General features: G+C 32.9%; 20 protein-coding genes and 1 riboswitch. Of the genes, 19 read left to right on the top strand and 1 reads right to left on the bottom strand.

Annotated features, from left to right (window positions below; all coding sequences use genetic code 11):
* Positions 1 to 251 precede the first annotated feature (251 nt).
* A complete protein-coding gene (locus tag QMG30_RS20560) occupies positions 252 to 3,944 on the bottom strand; it encodes a discoidin domain-containing protein (protein WP_281818743.1) in 3,693 nt (1,230 codons plus the stop codon).
* A gap of 770 nt (positions 3,945 to 4,714) precedes the next feature.
* On the opposite strand from QMG30_RS20560, the gene QMG30_RS20555 reads away from it, so the two are divergent.
* From QMG30_RS20555 to QMG30_RS20465, 19 genes are all read left to right on the top strand, one after another.
* Complete coding sequence (locus tag QMG30_RS20555) at positions 4,715 to 5,383, top strand: hypothetical protein (RefSeq protein ID WP_281818742.1); 669 nt, start codon at positions 4,715 to 4,717, stop codon at positions 5,381 to 5,383.
* Between the two features lie 188 nt (positions 5,384 to 5,571).
* Complete coding sequence (locus QMG30_RS20550; protein WP_281818741.1) at positions 5,572 to 5,778, top strand: 4Fe-4S dicluster domain-containing protein; 207 nt, start codon at positions 5,572 to 5,574, stop codon at positions 5,776 to 5,778.
* A 61-nt stretch (positions 5,779 to 5,839) separates the two neighbouring features.
* Positions 5,840 to 6,907 carry a 3-methyl-2-oxobutanoate dehydrogenase subunit VorB gene (locus QMG30_RS20545; protein WP_330680809.1) on the top strand — a complete coding sequence of 356 codons (1,068 nt, stop codon included), beginning with the start codon at positions 5,840 to 5,842 and terminating at the stop codon, positions 6,905 to 6,907.
* Positions 6,908 to 7,645, top strand: a complete 738-nt coding sequence (locus QMG30_RS20540; RefSeq protein ID WP_281818739.1) for a thiamine pyrophosphate-dependent enzyme — start codon at positions 6,908 to 6,910, stop codon at positions 7,643 to 7,645.
* A 2-nt stretch (positions 7,646 to 7,647) separates the two neighbouring features.
* Complete coding sequence (locus QMG30_RS20535; RefSeq protein ID WP_330680808.1) at positions 7,648 to 8,184, top strand: 2-oxoacid:ferredoxin oxidoreductase subunit gamma family protein; 537 nt, start codon at positions 7,648 to 7,650, stop codon at positions 8,182 to 8,184.
* Positions 8,185 to 8,430: 246 nt separating this feature from the next.
* Positions 8,431 to 8,532, top strand: a riboswitch (purine riboswitch).
* Positions 8,533 to 8,749: 217 nt separating this feature from the next.
* The gene (gene ade, locus QMG30_RS20530) at positions 8,750 to 10,489 is read left to right on the top strand and encodes an adenine deaminase (protein ID WP_281818738.1); all 1,740 of its coding nucleotides are present in this window, start codon (positions 8,750 to 8,752) and stop codon (positions 10,487 to 10,489) included.
* A 34-nt stretch (positions 10,490 to 10,523) separates the two neighbouring features.
* Positions 10,524 to 11,891: a monomethylamine:corrinoid methyltransferase gene (locus QMG30_RS20525; protein WP_281818737.1), complete on the top strand. Its 1,368-nt coding sequence runs from the start codon at positions 10,524 to 10,526 to the stop codon at positions 11,889 to 11,891.
* Between the two features lie 67 nt (positions 11,892 to 11,958).
* The gene (locus QMG30_RS20520) at positions 11,959 to 13,488 is read left to right on the top strand and encodes a xanthine/uracil/vitamin C permease (RefSeq protein WP_281818735.1); all 1,530 of its coding nucleotides are present in this window, start codon (positions 11,959 to 11,961) and stop codon (positions 13,486 to 13,488) included.
* Positions 13,489 to 13,806: 318 nt separating this feature from the next.
* Entirely contained in the window at positions 13,807 to 14,514 is a 708-nt protein-coding gene (locus tag QMG30_RS20515) for a lantibiotic protection ABC transporter ATP-binding protein (RefSeq protein WP_281818734.1), read from the top strand.
* A 1-nt stretch (position 14,515) separates the two neighbouring features.
* A complete protein-coding gene (locus QMG30_RS20510; protein ID WP_281818732.1) occupies positions 14,516 to 15,244 on the top strand; it encodes a lantibiotic immunity ABC transporter MutE/EpiE family permease subunit in 729 nt (242 codons plus the stop codon).
* Positions 15,245 to 15,991 carry a lantibiotic immunity ABC transporter MutG family permease subunit gene (locus QMG30_RS20505; protein WP_281818730.1) on the top strand — a complete coding sequence of 249 codons (747 nt, stop codon included), beginning with the start codon at positions 15,245 to 15,247 and terminating at the stop codon, positions 15,989 to 15,991.
* A 73-nt stretch (positions 15,992 to 16,064) separates the two neighbouring features.
* Positions 16,065 to 16,724: a response regulator transcription factor gene (locus QMG30_RS20500; protein WP_281818729.1), complete on the top strand. Its 660-nt coding sequence runs from the start codon at positions 16,065 to 16,067 to the stop codon at positions 16,722 to 16,724.
* Positions 16,715 to 18,106, top strand: a complete 1,392-nt coding sequence (locus QMG30_RS20495) for a sensor histidine kinase (protein ID WP_281818728.1) — start codon at positions 16,715 to 16,717, stop codon at positions 18,104 to 18,106. The genes QMG30_RS20500 and QMG30_RS20495 overlap by 10 nt, the downstream gene beginning before the upstream one ends.
* Positions 18,107 to 18,382: 276 nt before the next feature.
* Positions 18,383 to 20,509 (top strand): neutral/alkaline ceramidase, encoded by a 2,127-nt coding sequence (locus tag QMG30_RS20490; RefSeq protein ID WP_281818727.1) that lies wholly within the window; start codon positions 18,383 to 18,385, stop codon positions 20,507 to 20,509.
* Between the two features lie 283 nt (positions 20,510 to 20,792).
* A complete protein-coding gene (locus QMG30_RS20485) occupies positions 20,793 to 21,965 on the top strand; it encodes an ROK family transcriptional regulator (RefSeq protein ID WP_281818726.1) in 1,173 nt (390 codons plus the stop codon).
* A 111-nt stretch (positions 21,966 to 22,076) separates the two neighbouring features.
* Positions 22,077 to 23,225, top strand: coding sequence for an N-acetylglucosamine-6-phosphate deacetylase (gene nagA, locus QMG30_RS20480; protein WP_281818724.1), 1,149 nt, complete (start codon positions 22,077 to 22,079; stop codon positions 23,223 to 23,225).
* A 4-nt stretch (positions 23,226 to 23,229) separates the two neighbouring features.
* On the top strand, positions 23,230 to 23,967 hold the full coding sequence (nagB, locus tag QMG30_RS20475; RefSeq protein ID WP_281818865.1) for a glucosamine-6-phosphate deaminase: 738 nt from the start codon (positions 23,230 to 23,232) through the stop codon (positions 23,965 to 23,967).
* Positions 23,968 to 23,982: 15 nt separating this feature from the next.
* On the top strand, positions 23,983 to 24,615 hold the full coding sequence (locus QMG30_RS20470) for a carbohydrate-binding family 9-like protein (RefSeq protein WP_281818723.1): 633 nt from the start codon (positions 23,983 to 23,985) through the stop codon (positions 24,613 to 24,615).
* A 287-nt stretch (positions 24,616 to 24,902) separates the two neighbouring features.
* Positions 24,903 to 25,322: a hypothetical protein gene (locus QMG30_RS20465; RefSeq protein ID WP_281818722.1), complete on the top strand. Its 420-nt coding sequence runs from the start codon at positions 24,903 to 24,905 to the stop codon at positions 25,320 to 25,322.
* The last annotated feature ends 165 nt before the right edge of the window (positions 25,323 to 25,487 follow it).

Raw genomic sequence — 25,487 nt, 5'->3', positions numbered from 1 at the left:
TAATGTGTGTATTAAGATAGCCCTATTAATATTTCTAGTTTAACTTATGTGTGTTATGACAAGTATATCTTTGATTGAAGTAGTTGAAGATTGATTATAAATATAAATGCTAATGACTCAATAAGAAATGTTGCATCTAGTATGAAATACGGATGATGCTCAGTTGATATTATAACTAATATATTCAGTTGAAATATAAAATAAGGAAAGCACTTTGGCTTTCCTTAAGGGATTCTAGATTAACATCTGTTCTAGTCTCCATACACTTCGAATTCGTAAATTCTAGTAGCTATATATTGTGAAGAAGATTGAGGATTGGTAATATATAATCTTAGATATCTTGTATTTATAGAGTCGATAGCTCTATCTGTTATGTCTTCTGTGTTTCCAGTTATGGAATCTACATCTGTAAAATTCACACCATCATCACTTTGTTGTAGTTTGAAATCTTTAGTGTTATATTCACTGCCTTCGTCGCCTGCTCCTGCATGTTTAACTACCCATCTGTTTATATCATAATTCTCACCTAGATCGATCATTAGCCATTGTTCGCCTATGTCAGTATTTGAACACCATTTACTGTTGTTCGAAGTTATTCCATCAACTGCATTCTCAGGTGTTTCATTTGCAACAGAGGAGTTTGCTGTTACTGTTGCATTAAGAGCTAAGTTATATGATATATCTCCCATTGTAGTTGCAGTGACTTCTGAACTGTAGCTTGATGTCTCATAATCATTTTTAGCTCTTACTTCGTAAGTATGTGTTGAGTTTTTATCAAGTCCATTATGTATATAAGGATTTTCAACATCTTCAACTAAATCTCCATCTACTAGAAGATCATAACCTGTAGCTCCAAATATATCGTTCCACAGAACCTTTATCTTGGAATCATTAATTGGTGTTGCTTCAAGTCCAGTGGGAACAGCTAGTTCTCTATTTATATTCCAACCTTCTAGTACTAATTTAGGTTCTTCGCCATTTAGGTTTTCTGTATCAAAACTTATATCTACAACTTTTATTTCACCAGGCAATAAAGAGAAATAGTTATCTTCATAATATACTGGGAGAACTTGTTCCTCAGATTCATCTGTTACTAATTTAAGTCTTGCCATTAATGCAATTTGATCAGTAGTATTATCTATTGTAGCTGTTAATGTACATGTAGATCCGTCTGTAGATTCAGAAACTGTTGGTTCAAGATTAACAGGTGCCATGTTATTAAGGTCAGTATAATCTAGCCATGTAGTACCTCTCCAATAGAAATTTTCAGAGATAACATCATTATTGTCATCAGTAAGTTTCAACTTGATGAAATGTACATCTGATAAATCATTTGGGAATGTTAGTGTAAAACAGTTGCTTATTCCTATTGCATCAATATCAATAGATTCTGACTGATAAGATTTTTCAGTTCCGTCCATATTGTATATCCAAGCTTCAGCTTTTAAATCGTTATAGTTGGAGGTTGTATTATTAGTTACTTTGATTTTATCAGTATTGCAGTCCCATAGGATGTGAGTAGGTTCACAAGCATTTTTTATACCGAAGAATGAAGCTGTTGGGTCAAAGTAGTAATCAAAGGTCTGCCATATTAATGAAGGCCAAGCAGGCATACTCATCCATCCTAATAGACCAGGACCTCCTTTACTTGCCCATGTTTCGAAACTACATTTATGTGTTTCCATATTAAGTAGTTGACCTTTTCTACAGAAATCTTCAATTCCTTGTATTTCACCATATCTGTCACCAGTTGTTGTACCATATTCAAGTGGATTATGGTCAAAGTAATCATGTATACCCCACATATCGTTCATTGGCCATAGATATTCATCAGGAATGAATTTTTTATAACTTTCAATGTTGATTGTGCTATGCATACCAAGTTCTGTATGGAATGTAGTTCCTCTAGTCGCGAACATTCTTTTGGGGTCTTGTACATTATAAGGTCCTTCGCCTGTTACAACACCTTTGGAAGAAGCTGGCGAATAATATCTTGTTCCATCCAATTGGTTTATAGCATTTCTAAGTCCTGTATCAAGTACAGCAGGTGGATAACCTTCATTTCTGCCACAATAGATTACAACAGAAGGATGATTCCTAACTTTTTTGATTTTATCATTAGCATTATCAAGGAACATATCGTTATCATCAGGATTTGGGCCGTCATATGGATTAGCTAGCCAGAAGTCATCCCATATCATGATACCGTATTTATCACATGCTTCATAGAATCCTTCAAAATCAGTTTGTCCTACCCAGTTACGTATCATATTCATGTTCATTTCTTTGTGTAAACGGACTTTGGTATCAAGAGATTCATCTGTTTCTCTTAACATGGCTTCACTTAATCCCCAATTTCCACCTCTAACAAAAATTCTAACTCCATTACATGATATTTTTAGAATATTGTCGTTGTCATCATAAGTATATTCTCTTATACCGAATGTAACGTTTTTGGTATCAGTTACCATGTCGTCGGATTCAAATTCAAGTTTGAGAGTATATAGATTCTGTGGTCCATATGTATTAGGCCACCAAAGTTCAGGATTATCAATTGTTAATTGAGAAAATATTTCTTTATCAATATCAATTTGTTTTTTCTCGAAGGCAGCTAAGGTCACATCGTAATTGAATGTAACATCTCCAATAGTTCCTTTTAATACACCGCTGATATTTTGGCCTGAATTATTTTGTAATTCTGTACTTACTGCAATATCTGCTTCTGATGTAGAAGGAAGAGGTAAATCTGTTTTTACGAATGGATCTATAATAGATACATCTCCAGATTTGCTTAAATATACATTGTTGTAAATACCTATGTTTCTACCTCTTATGGTAGGTATCCAGTCCCAACCTAGAGAACATAATACTGTTGGTGAATCGGCTGTTAATTTTCCCCCATTGAAACAATTTTGGTTATACTTTTTGACTTTTACAGGATTGGGATGGTCTACTTTATGTATTAATACTGCTAGATAGTTCGTTTCACCTGCATTGACATAATCGGTTACATCAAATTTAGCTCTTGTATAAGCTCCATTAATATTTCCCACCTGTGTTCCATTAACGTATATATCTGCTTTCCAGTTTATACCGTCAAAGTTCAGCCAAACTTTTTGTCCATCATAACTTGATGGTACTTCAAATGAATTCCTATACCAGAAGTTATTGTATGTAAAGAATGATTCTGAAATCTGTAACTGCTGATTGCTGTAATATGGGTCAGGTATGGCTCCAACATTAAGATAACTAGTTAAAACAGTACCAGGAACAGTTGCTATAATCCATGAGTCATCATCATAGTTTGAGGTAGATATATCATTACCGTCCTCAGAAACAAATGATGCATTTTGAACTTTCCAATTTCCTCCTGTTAGATATAATGTTTCATCTGATTCTGGTTCTGGAGCTGGTTTTGGAGTTGGATAAGTATTTTTTGAACCATAGATCTCGAATTCGGAAATAGAATAACCTTTGTTAGATGATGCATTCGTTGCATACATTCTTATGTATCTTGCATCTGTAGAAGTGAAACTGATTTCATCTACATCTCCGTCACCTTTTGTAGTTGAGTACAAATCAGTCCAATCATTATTAGAGCCAACATCATTTGTTGCTTGTATCTTATATGATTTGGCATATGAATCCGTCCAATGAATAATGACACTATTTACTTCACATATCTCTCCTAGGTCAACATATATCCATTGTTTTCTACTGGAGTCACTTAGCCATTTCGTTGATTCGAAACCATCTGTAGTAAGATGAGCCGTATCGTCAAAATTTGCGGTGCTAGATGCATAAGCAGCTCTATTTAGGGCTATATTGGTATCTGATGATGCTTGGATTTGAATAGGTTGATTAAATACCAATACTGTACATACTATCATCGTAAATATTAGCATATATGATAGTATGCTTTTGAAACTTTTAAGATTTCTCATAAAAACACTCTCCTTATATATTTATTTTTTGTAAGTAAAAGTAGGCTTTCGCCTACTATAGTTACCAAGGGTTATACTTCTCCTTAATCCTTAAGAATGAATTTATAACATTATGTCAATTTTTGGTTGCGTTTAAGCTGATTATATAAAATATATAATAATAAATAAAGAGACGATATTACTATTTATAACTGTACATTATCTAATTTTTGTAAATTACTGTTAATTATAGCTTTAATTAGTGATTAGAACATATATTGTAGGATATATTTTTGATATTAATAATTAATTATAAAGGTGGAATGTGAAAATAGAGTATTACCTCATTGATTTTAATAGTAAATATTGTTAAAAGAATACATATTATAAACTTATTTAATATATGTTTTATTATGAATCTCTTTATTAACAAAATTCATAGAATATATTTTCTGAGAAATCTTGTCTGTTATATTTATTAATGTTATTATTATTGGAAGTAGTACTAATATATGGAATATTTCTTGATTTACCACATTAATGTATTTGAGTGGTGGACTGATGTAATCTTTTTTATATTTGGTTACAATTAACAAAAAGTGAGCCAAAAAATTGTCATGTATTTACGAGCTAATTGTACTTTTTTATTGGAAAATTATATTTAATATGTTATTATAGTAGTATAAATAGTTATTAATGAGTACTATTTATTAAAAACATATAGTCGTATTTATTTATGGATGTATTTCTGGTAAAGACATTACAATTAAATTAAAGTAAAGGAGTGTAATATGGCGAAGGGATTAAATATTTCTATCTTTACAGGGAATTTTGGTAGTGGAAAGACTGAAATGGCAATTAATGCAGCTCTAAAATCTGCCAAGCGAGGAAAGAAAACTGTACTTGTAGATGTTGATGTGGTTAATCCTTTTTTTCGTTCTGCTGAAGTTAAACCTTTTTTAGAAAAGAAAGGTATTATGGTGATAACTCCTAATTTCGCAACAACGAATTTGGATATTCCTTCATTACCAGCATCTATTTATAGTGTTTTCAATATGGATGACACTAACGTTTTCTTTGATGTAGGAGGAGATGAAGATGGGGCAACGAGTCTAGGACAATTCAAAAGTTATTTTGATTCAAGTAATTATAGGATGTTCTTTGTAATTAATATTAAAAGACCTTTTACTAGAACTTCAAAGGATATTATTGAACTTATGAAACAGGTTGAACTAAGATCAAGATTAAAAATAACTGATTTAGTCAATAACACTAATCTGTCCTACGAAACAACTGAAGATATAATATTGCAAGGTCAGAAAATAGTAGACAGTGTATCGGATATAACCAATATACCTATAACTTACATAAATGCTAAAAAAGATATATCCGTAGAATTACCAGAAAAACATAAAGGAAAATTATTTTATATGGATTTATTTATGCAACCCAAATTTTAGGATGTGTTAATTAGTGTGTCTATTTAACTGTCCTAAGTTGTTTTGCTAATAAAACAAAAGCTATAAGATAAAATAATAATAATTATAGGTGCATTTAAATATATCTTTATCCATTGGACTGAGTACTCTTATGAAGTTTATAAGATGAATTAATATTTAAGTGTTTCCTAGATGAAAGGAGATTACATATGGCAAAGGTAACTTTTAACGAGGAGTTATGCAAGGGATGTGGGCTATGTACCACAGTATGTCCCAAAAAGATAGTTGTATTATCAAAAGATAAGATTAATTCAAAGGGATACCATCCTGCTACAGTTACTGATATGGACCAATGTATTGGTTGTGCATTTTGTGCTACTATATGTCCAGATGTGGTCATAACAGTAGAAAAATAATTATTTATCAATATTTAATTGTTTAGGAATGTTCCTAAAAGTATAGAATGGAGGAGTAATAATGGAAAAGGTTTTAATGAAGGGTAATGAAGCCATTGCAGAAGCTGCGATACAAGCTGGATGCAGATATTTTTTTGGTTATCCTATAACACCACAGAATGAAATTCCAGCATATATGGCTAAAAAATTACCTAAAATCGGAGGTACTTTTTTACAAGCGGAATCCGAAGTATCAGCCATAAATATGGTTTATGGAGCAGCAGGAGCAGGAGCTAGAGTTATGACATCATCATCAAGTCCAGGAATAAGTTTGAAACAAGAAGGTATTTCATATATAGCAGGAGCAGAATTACCTTGTGTTATTGTAAACATAGTTAGAGGAGGCCCAGGTCTTGGAGGAATCCAACCAGCTCAATCAGACTATTTTCAAGCTGTAAAAGGTGGAGGTCATGGGGATTATCACTTGATAGTATATGCTCCATCAACTCTACAAGAAATGGTAAGCCTTACAATGGGTGCATTTGATGTAGCTGATTTGTATAGAAATCCAGTTATGATTCTTGGAGACGGTATGTTAGGTCAAATGATGGAACCAGTTGAATTCATCAAACCACCAGCAAGAGAATTACCTAAAAAAGAATGGGCTACAACTGGATGTGACGGAACCAGAGAAACTAATATCATTAATTCATTATATATCGACCCAGCAGAATTAGAGAAAAAAGTAGAAGAATTATATAAAAAATATGAACTAATCAAAGAACAAGAAGTCAGTTATGAAGAATATAATTGTGAAAATGCAGATATAATCGTAACTGCTTATGGAACAACATCAAGAATAGTTAAGAGTGTTATAGAAATGGCTAAAGAAGAAGGAATTAATGTAGGGTTAATCAGACCTATAACATTATGGCCATTCCCATATGAACCAATTAGCAAATATGCTGATAAAGATCATGTAAAAGTATTTTTAAGTGTAGAAATGAGCAAAGGTCAAATGATTGAAGATGTCAAACTTGGAGTTAATGGTAAAAAAGACGTATATTTCTACGGTAGAACAGGTGGTATGGTACCAACTCCTGATGATATTTTGGCAGAGATTAGAAATATAATGAAGGGGGTACAATAAATGACTGTAGTATTTGAAAAACCAAAGGCTCTAAGTGAAGTTCCTTTTCATTATTGCCCTGGATGTACTCATGGAATAATCCATCGTTTAGTAGCTGAAGCTATTGATGATCTTAATATACAAGATAAAGCTATAGGGGTAGCTCCAGTAGGATGTTCAGTATTCGCATATAATTATTTTGCTTGTGATATGCATGAAGCAGCTCACGGCCGTGCACCCGCTGTTGCAACAGGTATTAAAAGGGTATTACCGGATAATATAGTATTTACATATCAGGGTGATGGAGATTTAGCATCTATTGGAGCAGCTGAAATCGTTCATGCAGCAGCAAGAAATGAAAACATAACAGTAATTTTTGTCAACAATGCGATATATGGTATGACAGGGGGCCAAATGGCACCAACAACTTTAATTGGTCAAGTTACAACAACTTCGCCTTATGGTAGAGATCCAAAACTTGCAGGTTATCCAATTAAGATATCAGAGATGTTAGCTACATTGGATGGAGCATATTACGTAGAAAGAGTATCGGTACATGATGTTAAACACATAAAACAAGCTAAGAAAGCTATAAAGAAAGCATTTGAAAATCAAGTTAATAACAAAGGATTTTCATTAATAGAGGTGTTATCAACTTGCCCTACTAACTGGGGAATGTCACCTTCTGAGTCACTTGATTGGGTAAAAGATAACATGATACCAGTTTATCCTTTGGGTGTTAAGAAGGAGGGGAAATAATAATGACTGAACAAATAATTATGGCAGGTTTTGGTGGTCAGGGTGTTATGTCCATAGGACAGATATTAACATATGCAGGAATGACTGAGAAGAAAGAAGTATCATGGTTGCCATCATATGGTCCTGAAATGCGTGGGGGAACTGCTAACTGTAATGTAATAGTATCTGATAAACCAGTTGCTTCACCTATAGTAACAAAAGCTACAGCAGGCATAATATTAAATAAACCTTCATTATTCAAATTTGAGAAATGTATTAAATCAGGTGGAAATTTATTAATAAATAGTTCGTTAATAGATGTTAAGGCAACAAGAGATGATATTAATGTGTATTATATTAAGGCTAATGAAATAGCAGTTGAACTTGGTAATACTAAGATTGCTAATATGGTAATGTTAGGAGCTTATTTGGAGCTTACTAAAGTAGTTAGCATAGATTCAGTTACAGAAGCACTTAAGAAAGTATTAGGTAAATCAAAAGAACATCTTATTCCTATTAATATCAAGGCTATGGAACGTGGAGCTGAGTGTGTTAAGTAAATAGGGGTAACAATGAAAGCTGACTTGTTGTTATGACAGGTTGGCTTTTATTATTGCGTACATATATGGAATAACTTGGATGGAGTTAATAATAAATAATATAAAACAATATAAGTAAATAATATAAAACAATATAAGTAACTTGACAAAATATGATAATATGATACAATATTTTAAACCTATATAAGAATTTTATTATCACATATAAGCTTATATGTTGTATTAATGGTATAATGCTTATTTTTTATAATTATAATAGAATTGCTTCGTATAAATTCTCTAATATGGAGAGAAAGTCTCTACCCTGTAACCGTAAAATACAGGACTACGAAATTTATAGTATTATATTATTTCAATTATTGATGTTTCGAGAGTTGGTGTTCAATATAAATTATTGATTCTTGGTTATCATATAAAAAATAATATAAATTATTCTGCTATGAATTGTGGGACTTTCTATGGATGAAAGTCTTTTTTTGTGTTGCAGGAAGTTTTTATTTCTAAGCATATAAAAAGAAGTTTCAATGTTGGTTATGAATACAATAGACATAAGGAGTTTTTCATGATGTTAAGTAATAGAATTAAAGCGGCTTCTAAGGAACTGAAGGCAGATTTGGTAATAAGTAATATCAAAATAGTGGATGTGTTTAATCTAGACACATATATATCAGACATAGCTATAAAAGATGGCTATTTTGTCGGAATCGGTGATTACAAAGGGCAAGGGGAATTAGAGGTTGACGGAACAGGTAAAACAATTATTCCTGGATATGTTGATGGACATGTTCATATAGAGTCTTCTATGGTAACACCTATCCAGTATTCCAATGCTATATTACCTTTTGGAGTAACTACTGTTATTGCAGATCCTCATGAAATTGCTAATGTAAGTGGAATAAATGGTATCAAATATATGATTGATGCGGCTAAACTAGTACCATTGGATGTACATATAATGCTTCCTTCTTGTGTACCTGCTACTAGTTTTGAATGTAACGGTGCTTCACTTTTTTCTAAAGATCTAAAACCTTTATATGAAGATGAAAATGTAATTGGTCTAGCAGAAGTTATGGATTTTCCAGCGGTAGTATCTTGTAATGAAGATATGTTACAGAAATTACAAGATGCAAAAGATGAGAAATGCACGATTGATGGCCATTGTTCTGGATTTGATATTGATAAGCTGAATGCTTATGCAGCAGCAGGTATTAGAACAGACCATGAAGCAACTAGTGTTAAGGATATGATTGAAAGAAGTAGGAGGGGCATTCATACTTTAGTAAGATATGGAACAGTATGTAAAGATCTTCCTAATATTTTACATGGCATCAATGAGCGAAACTATAGATTATTAAGTTTTGCAACTGATGATAAACATCTTGATGAGCTTGTAACTATTGGTGGTGTCAACTATAATGTGAAAGTTGCAATAGAATCAGGATTAGATCCAATCGTAGCGGTTTCAATGGCGACTTATAATACATGTAGATGTTATAATCTAAATGAAAAGGGAGCTATTGCACCAGGATACGTTGCTGATTTTTCTATAGTGGATAATGAACGTGAACTTAATATTATAGATGTATATAAAAATGGTGAATTGGTAGTAAAAGATAAAAAGCTAATTGAAAAAATATCAACAGATTTATGTAAAACACCTCAAGAGCTAGTTTCTTCTATTAATATTCCTATCATAAAAAAACATGATTTGAAGATTGACATGAAAGGTTACCATAAAGCTAATATTATAGAAGTTATAAATGATGGTGTAGTTACAAAAAAGACTATTGAAGAAGTATCAGTTGATGAACAAGGATATTTTGAAGTAGACATAGAAAAGGACCAGCAGAAAGTTATTGTTGTTGAAAGACATAAAAATACAGGAAGTATTGGCAAAGGTATATTGAAAGGTCTAAAATTAGAGTCAGGAGCAATTGCAACTACAATATCCCATGACTCACATAACCTTATAGTCGTTGGAACTAACGATGATGATATCCTAAAAGCGATTGAAGCGATTAAAGATATGCAAGGTGGTATTGTAGTAGTTAATGACAATAAGGTCATTGCTAAACTGAATCTTGAAATCGGTGGGCTTATCACTACTAGAGAATCAGACGTGGTAATAGATGATTTAGCTAAATTGAATAAGATGATTAGAGTTATAGCGCCAAAAGTAGAGATAAATCCTTTATTGACATTATCATTTATGTCCCTTGTTGTAATACCAGAAATAAAATTATGTACCAAAGGATTATTCGATTTTTCTATATTTGATTTTATCAATATATATGTTGAGAATTAATTTAAACAAACTAAAATAAAAAGGAGTAAAATGTATGCATTATTTAGAATTACTAGAAAGAGCACATAATGGAGAAAAGATTGACAAACAAGATTGGGATCTTGAATATATCGTAATCAAGACAATGGAATTAATTAGCAAATATAACTTGAAATTTGATAATGACACTATTATCCCAACAGATGCTACACTTATAGAAAATACATTTAAAGCTGCTAAAGAATTAATCTCTGATATTGGAGTGTATTACATAACAGAAGGAAGAAGAATATATCTTACAGAAGAAGAAATAAATGAAGCATTGAAAAATGCAAAACAAGAGATTTTAATGGGTGAAGGTAAAGATGCTGTAACTCTATACGCTAGAAAGCCTGAAGATACAAGATATCCATTAGTATGGGCTGGAAATCCAGGTTGTCCTACACCTGAAGAGATTTTTAAACCGACCGTAAAAAGCTGGGCAAAAGAAGAAGTTGTTGATTTGATAACATGTGGATCATTAACAACAGTTGATGGATATCCTGTAAGGAAACAAGAAGCTTCTGAATTATTGGCAGTCAGAAGAGAGCTTGATCTATTACGTGAAGCAACAAGAGAAGTTGGTCGTCCTGGAATGGGAATGTTAGCAGCAGAAAGTGCTGTTTCTGAAATAGGAGACTTAGCAGCAGTTGGAGCTGATAGATTAAGATCTTGTGATAGTCATTTAACTGTAATGCTTAATGAATTGGTTATTGATAGAGATAATATGGTTCGTACAGCAAGTAGTATAGATTATGGAATGAGAAATGCAGGACTTACATGTACAATGGTTGGCGGATTAGGTGGAGATGCAGCAGGATCAGCTTTATTGATGATTGCATCTATCATGGCTGCAAATATTATGTGCAGAGCGGATTATCATTTATGTCATCCAATTGATCTAAGACATGTTGCGACGTCTACACGCGGCAGTATGTATGTTCATAGTATGGCTTGTCAAGCTTTTGCTAACAATGCTCCAAATATCATTTTCTGTGATGTATATCCAAAAAGTGGTGCATTGACAAAAGAATTATTATATGAAGTATCAGCTAATGCCATAACAGCAACTGTTTCTGGGGGACATCTAGAAGGTGTTGGAGCTGCTGACGGATTGGTTCCTCATGGTACTGGACTTGAAGTTAGATTGATGGGTGAAGTAGGACGAGCTGTTGTTGATAACAAGTTTACTCGTGAGCAGGCTAACGAAATAGTATTAAAATTATTAGATAAGTATGAGCATGTGTTTGAAATGGAAGGTGGCAATTATGGTAAGCCATTTAATGAAGCATATAACGTAGATACTATTGAACCTATAGAAGAGTGGCTTGATATGTATAAAGAAGTAAAGAAAGAATTAAATGAAATGGGATTGATCTTTTAATAAGAATAAGATTGATTTCTGATTCAAGACAGTAAAATGACACAAAAACTAAAAAGGAGACTGAAAAGTGAAAGAGAAAAAATTGCCTTTATTCAGAAGTGGTGATATAGGTGGTATAGCCTATGCTTTAGCAGGTAATATAGTAAACTATATTATCATTATCGGAGTTTTGCTTTACGTATTTGAATGGCCTGAGTATTTAGTTTTTGGACGAGTTATTCCTGGTATGTCAGTTGGACTCATGGGTTCAGGGATATATTATGCATGGATGGCAAATAGACTTGCTAAAAAAGAAGGACGTTCAGATGTAACAGCTCTTCCATCTGGTGTTAGTACTCCAGCAATGTTCGTTTATCTATGGGGAGTAATTGCACCATTGAATGCTGCTATAGGAGATCCTGAAAAAGTGTGGATGGTAGCAGTTGCAGCTACATTTTTAGGTGGTGTAATAGAAGCACTTGGAAGTTTTGTTGGACCATTCTTAAGAAAATTCTTGCCACGTGCAGCTTTACTTGGTACAGTTGGTGGAATCGCTTTGGTTTGGATGATTAACAAAGGATTCTATGATGTATATGCAGATCCAATATTAGGTATGCCTGTGTTGATTATTGCTATTATCGGATTAATAGGAGGATATGTATTTCCTAAGAAAGTGCCGGCATTATTAGTAGCTGTATTGGGAGGTATATTATATGCCATCTGTCTAGGCAGAGTTAAACCAGATATGAGCGGATTCGGGTTCAAATTAACTAATCCTGTTGATGGAGTTAATGCAATCGTAGAAGGGTTGAAACTTATAGGTCCATATCTTGCTGTTATTATACCTATTCAGATATATAATTTCATAGAAACAATGGATAATGTAGAATCTGCTATTGCTGCAGGTGATAAGTATAATGTACGTGAAGCTCAGATTGCAGATGGTTCAATGACTATGTTATCAGCTTTATTCGGTGGTGTTATACCTAACACAGTTTGGCTTGGACATGCAAGTCTGAAAAAAGGTAAAGCGGGTTCAGGTTATTCATGGATTTCTGGACTCATATTAGGTGCAGCTGGAATTTTCGGTGCATATGCATTCATTAATTCATTGATGCCTCCAGTAATTGCGGCTATTACATTTATATGGTGTTCAATAACTATAATTGTTCAAGCATTCAGAGAAGCAAGACCTTTCAGACATGGAGCGGCAGTGGTAATAGCTTTTATACCTCATATTGCTGATTATGTGTATAATGAAGTAACGTTGGCATTATCTTCACAAGGAATATATGAAGTTACACCTGACATAGCATCGGCATTGACTAATGAAGGAGTTATGTGGGCTGGGGTAACGGAACTGAAGTATGGAGCAATATTGACGGGTATGATATGGGCTTCTATGACGGCTTTCATTATTGATAAGAGGTTAGATAAAGCTGGTTATATCAGTTTAGTAGCTGCGGTCTTGGCGATTTTTGGATTCATTCATTCTCCTTCTTTAGGAATAGGTTTTAATCAGTATTTTTATGGGTATTTGATAATGGGTGGTATTTGTATTATACTTGGTGTGTTTAAGAAGAGTTTTACGGTGCCGGATGATTATGATTATGTATAAAAATTGATGTACATAGGAATTAAATATTTTTATATAAAAGGCTTAGGGATATCCTGGGTCTTTTTTTTGTTTAGTTTTGGGGGTGTGGACTAACGGGAGTGTACGTAGGTGATAAATAATTAGTTTTACTGCGCCTTACTCCATGAAGGATCGGACTGCGTAAAACTAATTATTTATCATGTTAAGTTGCAGTGTAGAGTAATTAGTTTGTTAGTGTTTGGGAAAATGGCAAGTTGATTATTAAGAAATTCAAATCTTTAGAGATTCTTTATATTTTTCATTTATTATTACTTTAAACAAATGAGAGGATGAAAAAATATGGGAAATATTATTTTACAGACTAGAGATTTATGCAAAACATTTAAGAAGCAAAAAGCGGTAAACAACGTTTCGCTTGTTATTGAGGAAAATTCGTTGTATGGACTTCTTGGTCCAAATGGTGCAGGTAAGTCAACTATTCTTAAGATGCTTACTGGAATGCTTCGTCCAACATCAGGAGAGATTTTGTTTGATGGGCATCCGTGGCAGAGGAAAGATCTTAGGGATATTGGGGCATTGATTGAGTCTCCTCCTTTATATGAGAATTTGACGGCTAGAGAAAATTTGAAGGTGAGAACAACTGTGCTTGGGCTTTCTTCTTCGCGTATTGATGAAGTACTTAAGACTGTAGACTTGACAGATACGGGAAGTAAGCGTGCAGGACAATTTTCCATGGGGATGAAACAGCGACTTGGTATTGCCATAGCACTTCTTAACCATCCGAAGATATTAATTCTGGATGAACCTACTAATGGTTTGGATCCTATTGGAATTCAAGAGCTGCGTGAACTCATCAAGTCTTTTCCGGAGCAAGGAATTACGGTTATTCTTTCAAGTCATATTTTATCTGAGGTGGAGCAGATTGTAGATCATATCGGAATCATCTCTAATGGTATACTGGGTTATCAGGACGCTACTTCATGTGAACAGGATCTTGAAAAATTGTTTATGCAGGTAGTTTCTATGAATAGAAGAGGGGGTGAATAGTGTGAAAGAATTAGTTTTTGCGGAATATCAGAAGTACAAGCGTACGTTTACCAAAAAGTTAATTTGGCTTGCACCAACTTTTACTTTGTTGATTTCTATTTTGCTGGGATTAGGAAGATTGAGTCAGCAAGGCAGCTATAACTGGTGGTGTTTAATGATATTACCAGGTACGATTACTCTAATTTGTGTAAGTATCGCCAAAAAGGATAAGAGGAAACTGAATTATCGTAGTATCCTTAGTCTTCCAATTAGTCCTGAAACAGTTTGGTTAGGGAAAATAGGCACAGGTGTTTTTTTGCATTTCATCACTTGCAGTATTTTTTTCTTAGGCGTAACAATAGGAGGAGTGGTGTTTGGCAGTTCTATTTCTCTCCTTAGAAGCGCCGCAGGAAGCATGGTGCTTTTTATTACTTTTTTATGGCAAATTCCCTTGTGTATGTTTCTTTCGGAAAGATTGGGACTATTTCTGACTGTTGGCATAAATATCGCAGCCAATATGATTAGTACAATATTTATTTCAACAGAATCCAGTTGGTGGATACCTTATGCAATTCCGTCACGTTTGATGTGTCCTATTATCAAAGTTATGCCCAATGGTCTTTCGGTTCCTCCAAATGATCCGTTGCTTTCTACTAGTGTAATTTTGCCTGGTATTTTGATAACTTTGATCATGTTTGTTGTTTTATCATTGCTTACAGAATTGCCATACAGAAAATTGGAGGCGAAATAAATGAAGACATTTTTACGTTATTTGCAATCTGATTTTATGAAAATAAAGAGGAGTTCTGTTTTGTGGGTGCATATCCTTGTTCCAATTGCAGGTATTGTACTGTTTCTTTTTTCTTATGTCATTAAAGAGCAAGCAGCTGGTTCCATGGTTGAATCTTTTCTGGGAGCAATGGCTTCTGCATTCCCAATAGCTATCGGTTTGGTCTGTTCTATGACTGCTGAACAGGAATCTGATGCAGGAAATTTTCAAGGATTGCTTACCGGTCCGTCCAAGTTGCTTCCATTTTTCAGTATGACTGTTATGCTTTTGCTACTTGGCTTTGGTTCTTCACTGCTTGCCTCATTTGGTTTTAAGGCAGGATTAGCGATATTTTTACATGAAGTACCATTTGGGGTGAATTTTTATCTTCATAGTGCTATACTGATATATGCAGGTAACCTTTTTATATACTTCTTTCATCTTTTTTTGAGCCTTAGATTTAATAAAAATGTTTCTATTGGAGTTGGAATTGTAGAAAGCTTGATATCTCTTTTGTTGTTAACAGGACTAGGAGATGAATGGTGGATTTTTATTCCCTGTAGTTGGGCATTGCGCCTACTTAAGCCATTTTTTCAATTAGGTGGAGTAATACCCATAAACCCAGAAATAAACGCAGCAATTACTTTATGTTGTATTGAAACGGTTCTTATATTCGCTTTTGTAATTATATGGTTTACACGTTGGGAAGGGAAGAAAACCGAGGAGTAAAATAAAAAAATTTAATGCTTTGTAGAATATAGATCAGAAAAAAGTTATTGATAACAAGGAGGAATACTGGGTCATGGCAAGTATATTAGCAATTGACGACGAAAAAGCAGTTCTAACACTGATAAAAAATATCCTGCAAATGGATCATCATATTGTCACTGCCCTCAGTGATCCTGAGAAAATATTTGATTTGCAGTTGGGAAATTTTGATTTGATTCTTCTAGATGTAATGATGCCCAATGTAGATGGTTTTACCCTTTGTGGTCAGATACGCGATAAAGTAGATTGTCCTATTATCTTCCTTACGGCAAAAACGATGGAGAATGACATTATGGTTGGGCTATCCGAAGGCGCTGACGATTACATCTTAAAACCATTTGGTGCCGGTGAATTGCAAGCACGTATTAATGCACATCTTCGTAGGGAGAAGCGACAACATCGTAATGTACTTTGCGTAGGGAACATTCATTTCAATCTATCTGGTAAAGAAATTTCAATTCATAATGAAACGATTCCATTTACAAAAGCAGAATATGAAATCTGTGAATTACTAGCAAAAAATCGAGGACAGATTTTTTCAAAAGAAGAAATCTACGAATCAGTTTTTGGATATGATGGTGAAAGTGATAGCTGTACAATTGTTGTACATATAAAAAATATTCGAGCAAAATTTAGTAAATTTCAGGTTTTACCTATAGAAACTATTTGGGGGATTGGGTATAAATGGTGTTAAAAAAACTTTTGCATGGGAGAAAATCAAAAAAATTTCGTACTATTTTTATTGAATATTTACTTATATTTTGTATGACTACATTCTTACTGGCGACATTTTTAGTTGTTGCTTTCCAAATATTGTCATCAAATGGTACAATTCTGCCCGGTTATTTTAGTGAAAGACAGCTTTTTGAGATGAAAGATAGAATTGCAAGCAGTGAAGCGGTTACAGTAGATTTGATTCCAGAAAATTGTAGATATGCCGTTTTTACACTAGAGGGTAAATATATTTCAGGTAATTTTCCTGGAAATGAAGCGACTCAGGTATGGAATTTTACGCAAGTAAAAGGTAGTAAGATATATTTAAATTATCATTATTTATCAATTCCAAGAAAAGATGAGATCTGTATAGTGCGATATACTTACAGGGCACAATTTAGCTCCTCATTGCTTAGACGTTTACTACCTTATCCTGAAATTCTCTTTTTTATTCTATTCGGAATAGGATTTTTACTAGAATCTTTTTTCTTCGCTTCGCTATTTGGGAAAAAATTGGTTCGAAAAATGAGCGGTATGCAAAATGCAACGGAGAAAATACAGAATCAAGACTTAGAATTTACCGTTGAATCCAGTGGGATAGTAGAAATTGACAATGTGCTCTGGTCTTTGGATAAGATGAAAGAAACGCTGAAAACCTCACTAAAAAAACAATGGAGAATGGAAAAAGAACGCAGAAAACAGATATCAGCTCTCGCACATGATATAAAAACTCCTCTTACGGTTGTACGTGGAAATGTGGATTTATTATTGAAAACCGAACAAACACAAGAGCAAGAGGAATATACTGCCTTTATTAAAGATAGCACCAACCAAATGGAACAATATATAAAAACGCTTATAGAGATTTCAAAAGCGGAAGTGGGGTATTCTCTCAGAAAGACACCTGTTGACAGCAAATGTTTTATTGATAGTATGCATAGTCAAATTAATGCTTTAGTTACCTTTAAAAAGTTGACTTTGGATTTTCAAGTGCATAATCTTCTGAAGTATATAAATGTAGATTATGATTTGCTTCAAAGGGCTATTATGAATATTGTTTCCAATTCTGTGGATTTTTCACCTGAAAATGGGGAGGTTATTTTTAAGGTTGAAGGCATGGGAGATAGTATTCGGTTTTGCGTTGTTGATTATGGACAAGGGTTTTCTTCTGATGCACTTAAAAATGCTACTCAGCAGTTTTATATGGCTGATAAGAGTAGAACCGCAAAAAATCATTATGGTATGGGGTTGTTTATAGCAAAATCTATTGCTGAGCAGCATGGGGGGATTCTTTCTATAGATAATTCAGCAAAAACTGGTGGGGGGAAGGTGATGATTGAATTGCCTGTTAATTGGTCGTAAGTGTTTATGGGGATAGGATTTACGTACATATCCGTTAGCCCCCTAATAAAAACTAATTATAATTTTATATTTATACTACCTAAATTCTCGCTCCCTAAAAAAACAAAAACATTCCCCTCCAAAACAAACTAATATTAAGTAAGTACTCACCATAAATATCTTTTATAATCTAAAACAAAAGAATCAATTACTATCTATACCCTGTCCCATTTAGTACATTCATAAATAGTAGTATACAAGAATATATTATATCATTAGGACAAGGAGGGGTTATGTATGTTAATGTTTATTAAGAAATCTGTTGTAATTTTATGCTCCATAATGTTACTAGTTATATCTACATCTCATGCTTCATATGCTAATGAAAACACAAGTAATTTCAATATAGGTACAGGAATATATGACATAACAGGACCTGCGGCAGAAGTTGTTATGATGGGGTATGCCAGTAGTGATCAAACGACTGGTGGAATACATATGAGGCTTCGTTCAAGAGCATTTGTAATAACGAATGAAGATAAAAGAGTTGTATTTGTCAGCGCAGATCTGGGACAAATATTTCAAGGTGTAAAACAAGGAGTAATGAGGAAATTACACAAAACTTATGGTGACTTATATAGAGATGAGAACGTATTATTAAGCGCTACTCATACACATAGTGGACCAGCTGGTCATTCGCATTATGCGTTATACAATATATCGGCTTATGGGTATATTGAACAAAATTATGAGTGCATAGTAGATGGTATATACCAATCTATAGTAAGAGCTCATAATAACTTGGAACCAGGCTATATTGAGATTAATTCTTCAACACTTCAAGGGACAAGTATCAACAGGTCTATAGAAGCTTACAATAATAATGAAGAGGCTGAGAGAGATATGTTTGAAGATGATGTTGATAGAGATATGGTGATGCTTAATTTGAAGAATAGTGATGATGAATTATTAGGTATAATTAATTGGTTCCCTATTCATCCAACATCAATGGGTAATGATAACCACTTGATATCCAGCGATAATAAAGGTTATGCTTCTTATTTATTTGAAAATGATATGGGTACAGAATATATGGCGGAGAAAACTTTTATAGCAGCTTTTGCGCAAAGTGATTGTGGAGATTCTTCACCTAATATTTATGGTGGTGAACAAGGATATGGAGACAATGACTTTGAAAGCACCAAGTATGCAGGAGAACAACAATATGAGAAATGTTGTGAACTTAGTGATGGAGCTTATACACTTATAGATGGAAGTATTGATTATAGGCATAAATATATAGATTTTTCTGATATAGATATTGCACCTGAATATATCAACTATAAATCATATAGTGAAGTACCTACAGAAATATCAGAAGATGATATGATGGCAACTTATGATGCGGCTATTGGATATTCTTTTGCATGCGGTGCAGAAGATGGACCAAGTAATATAGACATGTTTCATGAAGGAATGAAAGCAGATGAATATCCTATAGAGGAGGGGTGCAACTTAGTAAAGACCGCTCAACAATTCCTCAATATAATACCTGAAATCAATACTGTAAATGGTTTGAAATACCCTGAACTCTGGGATGAACATTATCCAAAACCAATACTTTTCGCTACTGGTAAAGGAGAACCATATCCATGGACGCCAGAGATACTACCAGTACAGATTGTACAGATTGGACAATTAGTATTAGTAGCTGTTCCAGCTGAATTCACATCAATGTCTGGAAGAAGACTTAAGTCGATTATTAAAAAAACAATGGATAGTGGTTCAGATATAGATCATACGGTTGTTATAGCAGGGTTATCTAATGCATATAGTGGTTATGTAGCGACACCTGAAGAATATGATGTACAGCATTATGAAGGGGCATCAACCCATTTTGGAAAGTGGACATTACCAGCATATATTCAAGAGTTTCATGGGTTAGCTAATGATATGAAAAGTGGTGCAGTAACAGATTCTGGTCCTACACCTCGTAATCTGATTGATGAGCAGATGTGTTTCCAAACAGGAGTAGTACTAGACAATGTTCCAATAGGAAAAGAATTCGGTGATGTTGAACAACAAGTAGACTCTTCTTACAATACTGGTGAAACTGTTACTGTTAGTTTTTGGACTGGACATCCTAAGAATGATTTGAAGATACAATCAACTTACTTGGAAGTTCAACATAAGGTTGATGGTGAATGGATAACTATCGCTAACGATTGGGATTTTGAAACGAAATACAAATGGATAAGAAAAGATCCAGTATGGGGAAGTTCTCTTGCAAAAATCAAATGGACAATTCCAGAAGATACACTTGATGGAATTTATAGAATAGTTCATCATGGGGCATATAAAAATGGATGGACAGGAAAAATTTGTGATTTTGATGGAGTATCCAATGAATTTCAAGTTAATTGATATAGGTATGGTTGTTAATCTAGTGAATATATAGAGATTGAGTTTATTATAATTAAATAAATAATATTATAAAAGACGATTGTTATCCAAGAGGATTGAATCGTCTTCTTTTATTATTGAAATTATTAGGAATAACCTTTTTCTATTTATTTATAAAAAAATTAATAGTGGTAATTAAAAATTGGTATATTTTTGACTTATAATGTTGACAATGGTATGAAAAGTTAGTATTATAATAATAAGTAAATAAACTTTACTAACTATATATCAAGGAGTATTTTTTATGACTCATGCTGGAAACCAATCAATGGTAAAAAAGAATAATCAAAAAGCTATAGTAAAATATCTGATGCATAATGGTGCAACGTCAAGAGCTGATTTAGCTAAGATACTTGAAGTTAGTAAGCCAACCATATCAAAAAACACTAACGAATTAATAGAAGAGAATATTTTGATTGAAGAGGGTAAAGGTGATAACGAATTAGGTAAGAAATCCATTCTGGTCAACTTTAATAAAGATTTCAAATACGTGTTGGGAATAGATATTTCCAAGAGACGATTTAAAATAACTCTTGGCGACTTATTGTGTAATGTGAAATATACATTGGATATTGAATATAATCATCCAGATGACATAGATTGTTTAGCTTTCATAGAAGATTTTTTACACAACAACAATATCGTGAAATCAGATATTTATTGTATAGGCATATCTTATCCAGGAATTATAAGTAATGGAACGTTTCCCAATATTCTTTCAGAGAAAGTTAACCAGATAAAATTAAAGAAACTGACTAATGCTATAGAGAAAGCATTTGATGCTAAGACCATAATTAAGAATGATATAAATTTAGCTGTAATCGGGGAACGAATAATTACAGGATTGTTGGACATAGATAATCTTTTATATATAAGTGTAGATGTAGGTATTGGAGCAGGATTGATAATTAACGGTAAATTATATGAAGGTGATAGAAAGGGTGCAGGGGAAATAGGTTTCACTATACCCAATATTCAAGCTGATGGTAATTATGTAAATATTGAAGAAGTAGCATCTAAGACAGGTATAATCAAAATCATAAAAAAAGATTTCAACAAAATAAATCAAAGTATATTGTACAAATTGTGTAATGGCAATATTGATAACATATCAATGCGTAATTTTGCAATAGCATTAAAACAAGGTGATACTTATTGTCAACAACTGATAGAGAAAGTATCCATGTACTTAGGCATAACTATTGCTAATATAACGTCTTTACTAGATATTGAAAATGTTATCATTAGCGGAGATATACCTAATCTACATGAATCAGTAATTAATAAAATTAATGAAGTAGTATCTCAATTAGTTCCATTTCACACATCTGTCAATATTGCCAGAGGGAAAGAATCTAGTTTGATAGGAGCTGTCAATATTGCTATAGAAATAACAATCAATGATATACTCGACTGATTATATCTATCGTAAATGAAGGTAACGAAAGAAGAAACAATAATAAATATATATTAAAATGATAATCATTAATTATATATGCATTAAATAATACTTTGAAAGGGTGATTACATGAAATGTATTAAAAACGGAAAAATTTTAATTGATGGTAGGTTCATAGAAAACAAAGCAATTATTTTCAATGAGACAATCAGCGAAATTATTGATAGCAATCAGATAGATGATTATACTGAACTAGAAATAATTGATGCAAAAGGCAATTATGTGGTGCCTGGTTTTATTGATGTACATATCCATGGATATAAAGGGCATGATACTATGGAAGGAGATATCAATGGATTAAGGACCATAAGTAGATTGATTGCAGAAAATGGAGTAACATCATTTTTACCAACAACCATGACAATGGATGTACCAATTATAAGGAAATCACTCCAGACAATTAAAGAAATTATAGAAGACAAAAGTTATGGAGCAGAAGTGTTAGGTACTCACTTAGAAGGACCTTTCATAAGTGAGAAATTCAAAGGAGCACAGTCAGAAGAATTTATTATTGAACCACATTCAAGTGTAATAGAAGGTTATGAAGATATAATAAAAATTATTACTATCGCACCTGAGGTAAAAGGAGCTCTTGAATTCATAGATAAATATACAAAAGAATATGATATAAAATTTTCTATGGGGCATTCAGCAGCTACATATGATGAAGCAATTAAAGGAATCGAAAAAGGAATTTGTTCATCAACACATTTATTTAATGCTATGACAGGACTTCATCACAGAAAACCTGGTGTAGTTGGGGCTGTAATGAATTCTGATATAAGATGTGAATTAATAGCAGATACTATTCATGTTGATCCTGTTTTATTTAGTTTGATAGCAAGAATAAAAGGTGTTGATAAAATATTATTGATTACAGATGCTATTATGGGAGCTGGACTCAGTGATGGAGAATATCAGCTTGGAGGACAAGATGTAACATTAAAAAATGGTAAGTGCATGTTATCTAATGGAACTATAGCAGGTAGTTCATTGAAATTGAACCGAGCAGTATATAATTTTACAAAATACACTGAATACGAATTAGAAAAAGTTATTGATTTAGTTACTATCAATCAAGCTAAATATATAGGTGTAGATGATAGAAAAGGTTCTTTAGAAATTGGTAAAGATGCAGATATTGCAGTTATCGATGATGAATTAAACATATATTATACTATTGGGAAAGGAAAGACATTATATGAAAAATCAAATTAGAGGTATGAGGATAATTGTAGCAAACACATATGAAGAGATGAGTAAGAAAGCAGCAACGATTGTAGCTTCACAAGTGAATCTAAAGCCCAATAGCATTTTGGGATTAGCTACTGGTGGAACTCCAGTAGGAATGTACCAAGAGTTAGTAAAAATGTATGAAGATGATGAAGTGGATTTCAGTGAAGTGAAATCTTTCAATCTAGATGAATATTATCCTATAGATAGAACTAATGATCAAAGTTATTATTATTATATGAAGAATAATCTATTCAATCATATTAATATTAGTGAGGATAATATCAATATACCTAACGGAAGAGCTGAAGATATAGAAAAAGAGTGTTATGAGTATGACCATAAAATATATAATTCTGGAGGCATAGATCTACAGGTGTTAGGTATTGGTACAAATGGACATATTGGTTTTAATGAACCTGATTTAACATTTGAATCAGGAACTCATAAAGTAAAGCTTGATGAAGAAACCATAAAAGCTAATTCAAGATTCTTTGATTCAATAGATGAAGTACCAAAAGAAGCAATAAGTATGGGAATGAAAACAATAATGCAGTCAAAGAAAATAGTACTTTTAGCCAATGGAGAAGCTAAAGCCAAGATAATAGACAAAATGTTATTTGGAGAAATTTCACCTAATGTACCTGCTTCTATTTTACAATTACATCCACATGTCATACTGATACTTGATAAAGAAGCAGCTGAGTATATACAAGATAAAATATGATAAAAAGGAGAAGCTATGAATCAATACAATGTTAAGATGGTTAAAGAAAAGAACATTAATTGGGACAACATTGAAGGATTGACTATTGATAACTATCCTTGGTATGAAAAAGGACTGAAACAGACTACCCACGTGAAAACTTTAATACATGAAAATTATATTAAAATAAAAGCGTATTGTGAAGATATTCATAGTTATAGTAAGGAAACCAAATTAAATGGTGATGTTTATTTAGATAGTTGTTTCGAATTTTTTGTTACACCTGAAGATAATCTAGGTGGAGGATATTTCAATATTGAAATAAACTGCTGTGGAGTATTACATATGAGTTATAAAGATGAAGAAGGTAATAGAGTATTTTGTAATGAAAAGCAAGCAAATAGGATAAACATAACTTCCTCCATACAAACAGAAACAAAAAATGAAGCAGAAGATGATAGGTACTGGGAATTGTTAATAGCGATACCTATAGAGGTACTAGAAGAGATGAGTGGTAAACGAATTCAGTATGAGAATGAGACTTGGTACGGTAATTTCTATAGATGTGGTGGTAAAACAGAACCACAATATGCTACTTGGAACAATATAGAATTCGAGTATCCTAATTTTCATTTGCCTAAACAATTTGGGAAATTAGTAACCAGTTAATACCAAACCCGATTAACATGTTTTTCTAAAAGACTAAATAACCAGCCATAAAGACAGTTTGTGAACCGAAGAGTCAAGTCAAAATTAATGAGAAAACAACCTTGAGGTCTATATATTTATCTCAAGGTTGTTTTTTTGTATTACTGTGAAGCAATTTGCTATATTTTCATTCTATTATGATGAATTTGTTTTTTAATGTTATTTTTTAAATACTTGCACATTAATGAACGTTGTGTTATTATGATTTTAAGTACTTGCGCATTAAATGTCATTTTGGAGGTGTACATATGGATAAAGTCTTTAAGTCTATTTTTGAAGGCGTTCGCAATGATTTACAATCAACTCTACAGGCTTATAAATCAAATACAATCAATGATTCTACGAAACCAGTTTCATTAAAAAGTTCTGGAACTCAGGAAATTGATTTTGATTTAGATGCAAATGGTAATTATCATTATGAGATTGAGCAATATGGGGCTGGTGTTACTATTAACATCTCTTGTACTATAAACAGTCCTGATGCAATATTTAGTGCCACTGTTAACTCCAGTGATGGTGGTGGCGGCCATTGGGATAATATAACCATTGGACAAGCAGTTATTTGTAATATTTCAACAAGCTTTTGGCATAAAACCAAAGTAACAGTTGATATTCATTCAAGTATTCCTAGTACTCATGGCCATGCTACAATTATTTACTCTTATTAATTAATTTAGATATTTTATCTAGATGTTTCGAGAAAACCCCCTCCTCTAACTAGGAGGGAGATGAATCGGAACGGTTTTTAATCTTTAACTCCTGCTTGAGAGCGAATATATTTCTCAATCATTTCTATTGTTGCTTCTCCAGTTGTTAAAATGCAATAACTTCTA

Origin of the sequence: Vallitalea longa (genome assembly GCF_027923465.1) — a bacterium.
Classification (GTDB): domain Bacteria; phylum Bacillota; class Clostridia; order Lachnospirales; family Vallitaleaceae; genus Vallitalea; species Vallitalea longa.
This window is presented reverse-complemented; position numbering and strand designations above follow the sequence as displayed.

Coding starts and splice junctions, on each gene's coding strand:
- QMG30_RS20555 (WP_281818742.1), top strand. CDS start 4,715: ATGGCGAAGGGATTAAATATTTCTATCTTTACAGGGAATTTTGGTAGT.
- QMG30_RS20500 (WP_281818729.1), top strand. CDS start 16,065: ATGGCAAGTATATTAGCAATTGACGACGAAAAAGCAGTTCTAACACTG.
- QMG30_RS20465 (WP_281818722.1), top strand. CDS start 24,903: ATGGATAAAGTCTTTAAGTCTATTTTTGAAGGCGTTCGCAATGATTTA.
- nagB (WP_281818865.1), top strand. CDS start 23,230: ATGAGGATAATTGTAGCAAACACATATGAAGAGATGAGTAAGAAAGCA.
- QMG30_RS20485 (WP_281818726.1), top strand. CDS start 20,793: ATGACTCATGCTGGAAACCAATCAATGGTAAAAAAGAATAATCAAAAA.
- QMG30_RS20525 (WP_281818737.1), top strand. CDS start 10,524: ATGCATTATTTAGAATTACTAGAAAGAGCACATAATGGAGAAAAGATT.
- QMG30_RS20540 (WP_281818739.1), top strand. CDS start 6,908: ATGACTGTAGTATTTGAAAAACCAAAGGCTCTAAGTGAAGTTCCTTTT.
- QMG30_RS20545 (WP_330680809.1), top strand. CDS start 5,840: ATGGAAAAGGTTTTAATGAAGGGTAATGAAGCCATTGCAGAAGCTGCG.
- QMG30_RS20550 (WP_281818741.1), top strand. CDS start 5,572: ATGGCAAAGGTAACTTTTAACGAGGAGTTATGCAAGGGATGTGGGCTA.
- QMG30_RS20535 (WP_330680808.1), top strand. CDS start 7,648: ATGACTGAACAAATAATTATGGCAGGTTTTGGTGGTCAGGGTGTTATG.
- QMG30_RS20560 (WP_281818743.1), bottom strand. CDS start 3,944: ATGAGAAATCTTAAAAGTTTCAAAAGCATACTATCATATATGCTAATA.
- QMG30_RS20490 (WP_281818727.1), top strand. CDS start 18,383: ATGTTAATGTTTATTAAGAAATCTGTTGTAATTTTATGCTCCATAATG.
- QMG30_RS20505 (WP_281818730.1), top strand. CDS start 15,245: ATGAAGACATTTTTACGTTATTTGCAATCTGATTTTATGAAAATAAAG.
- QMG30_RS20515 (WP_281818734.1), top strand. CDS start 13,807: ATGGGAAATATTATTTTACAGACTAGAGATTTATGCAAAACATTTAAG.
- QMG30_RS20470 (WP_281818723.1), top strand. CDS start 23,983: ATGAATCAATACAATGTTAAGATGGTTAAAGAAAAGAACATTAATTGG.
- ade (WP_281818738.1), top strand. CDS start 8,750: ATGTTAAGTAATAGAATTAAAGCGGCTTCTAAGGAACTGAAGGCAGAT.
- nagA (WP_281818724.1), top strand. CDS start 22,077: ATGAAATGTATTAAAAACGGAAAAATTTTAATTGATGGTAGGTTCATA.
- QMG30_RS20495 (WP_281818728.1), top strand. CDS start 16,715: ATGGTGTTAAAAAAACTTTTGCATGGGAGAAAATCAAAAAAATTTCGT.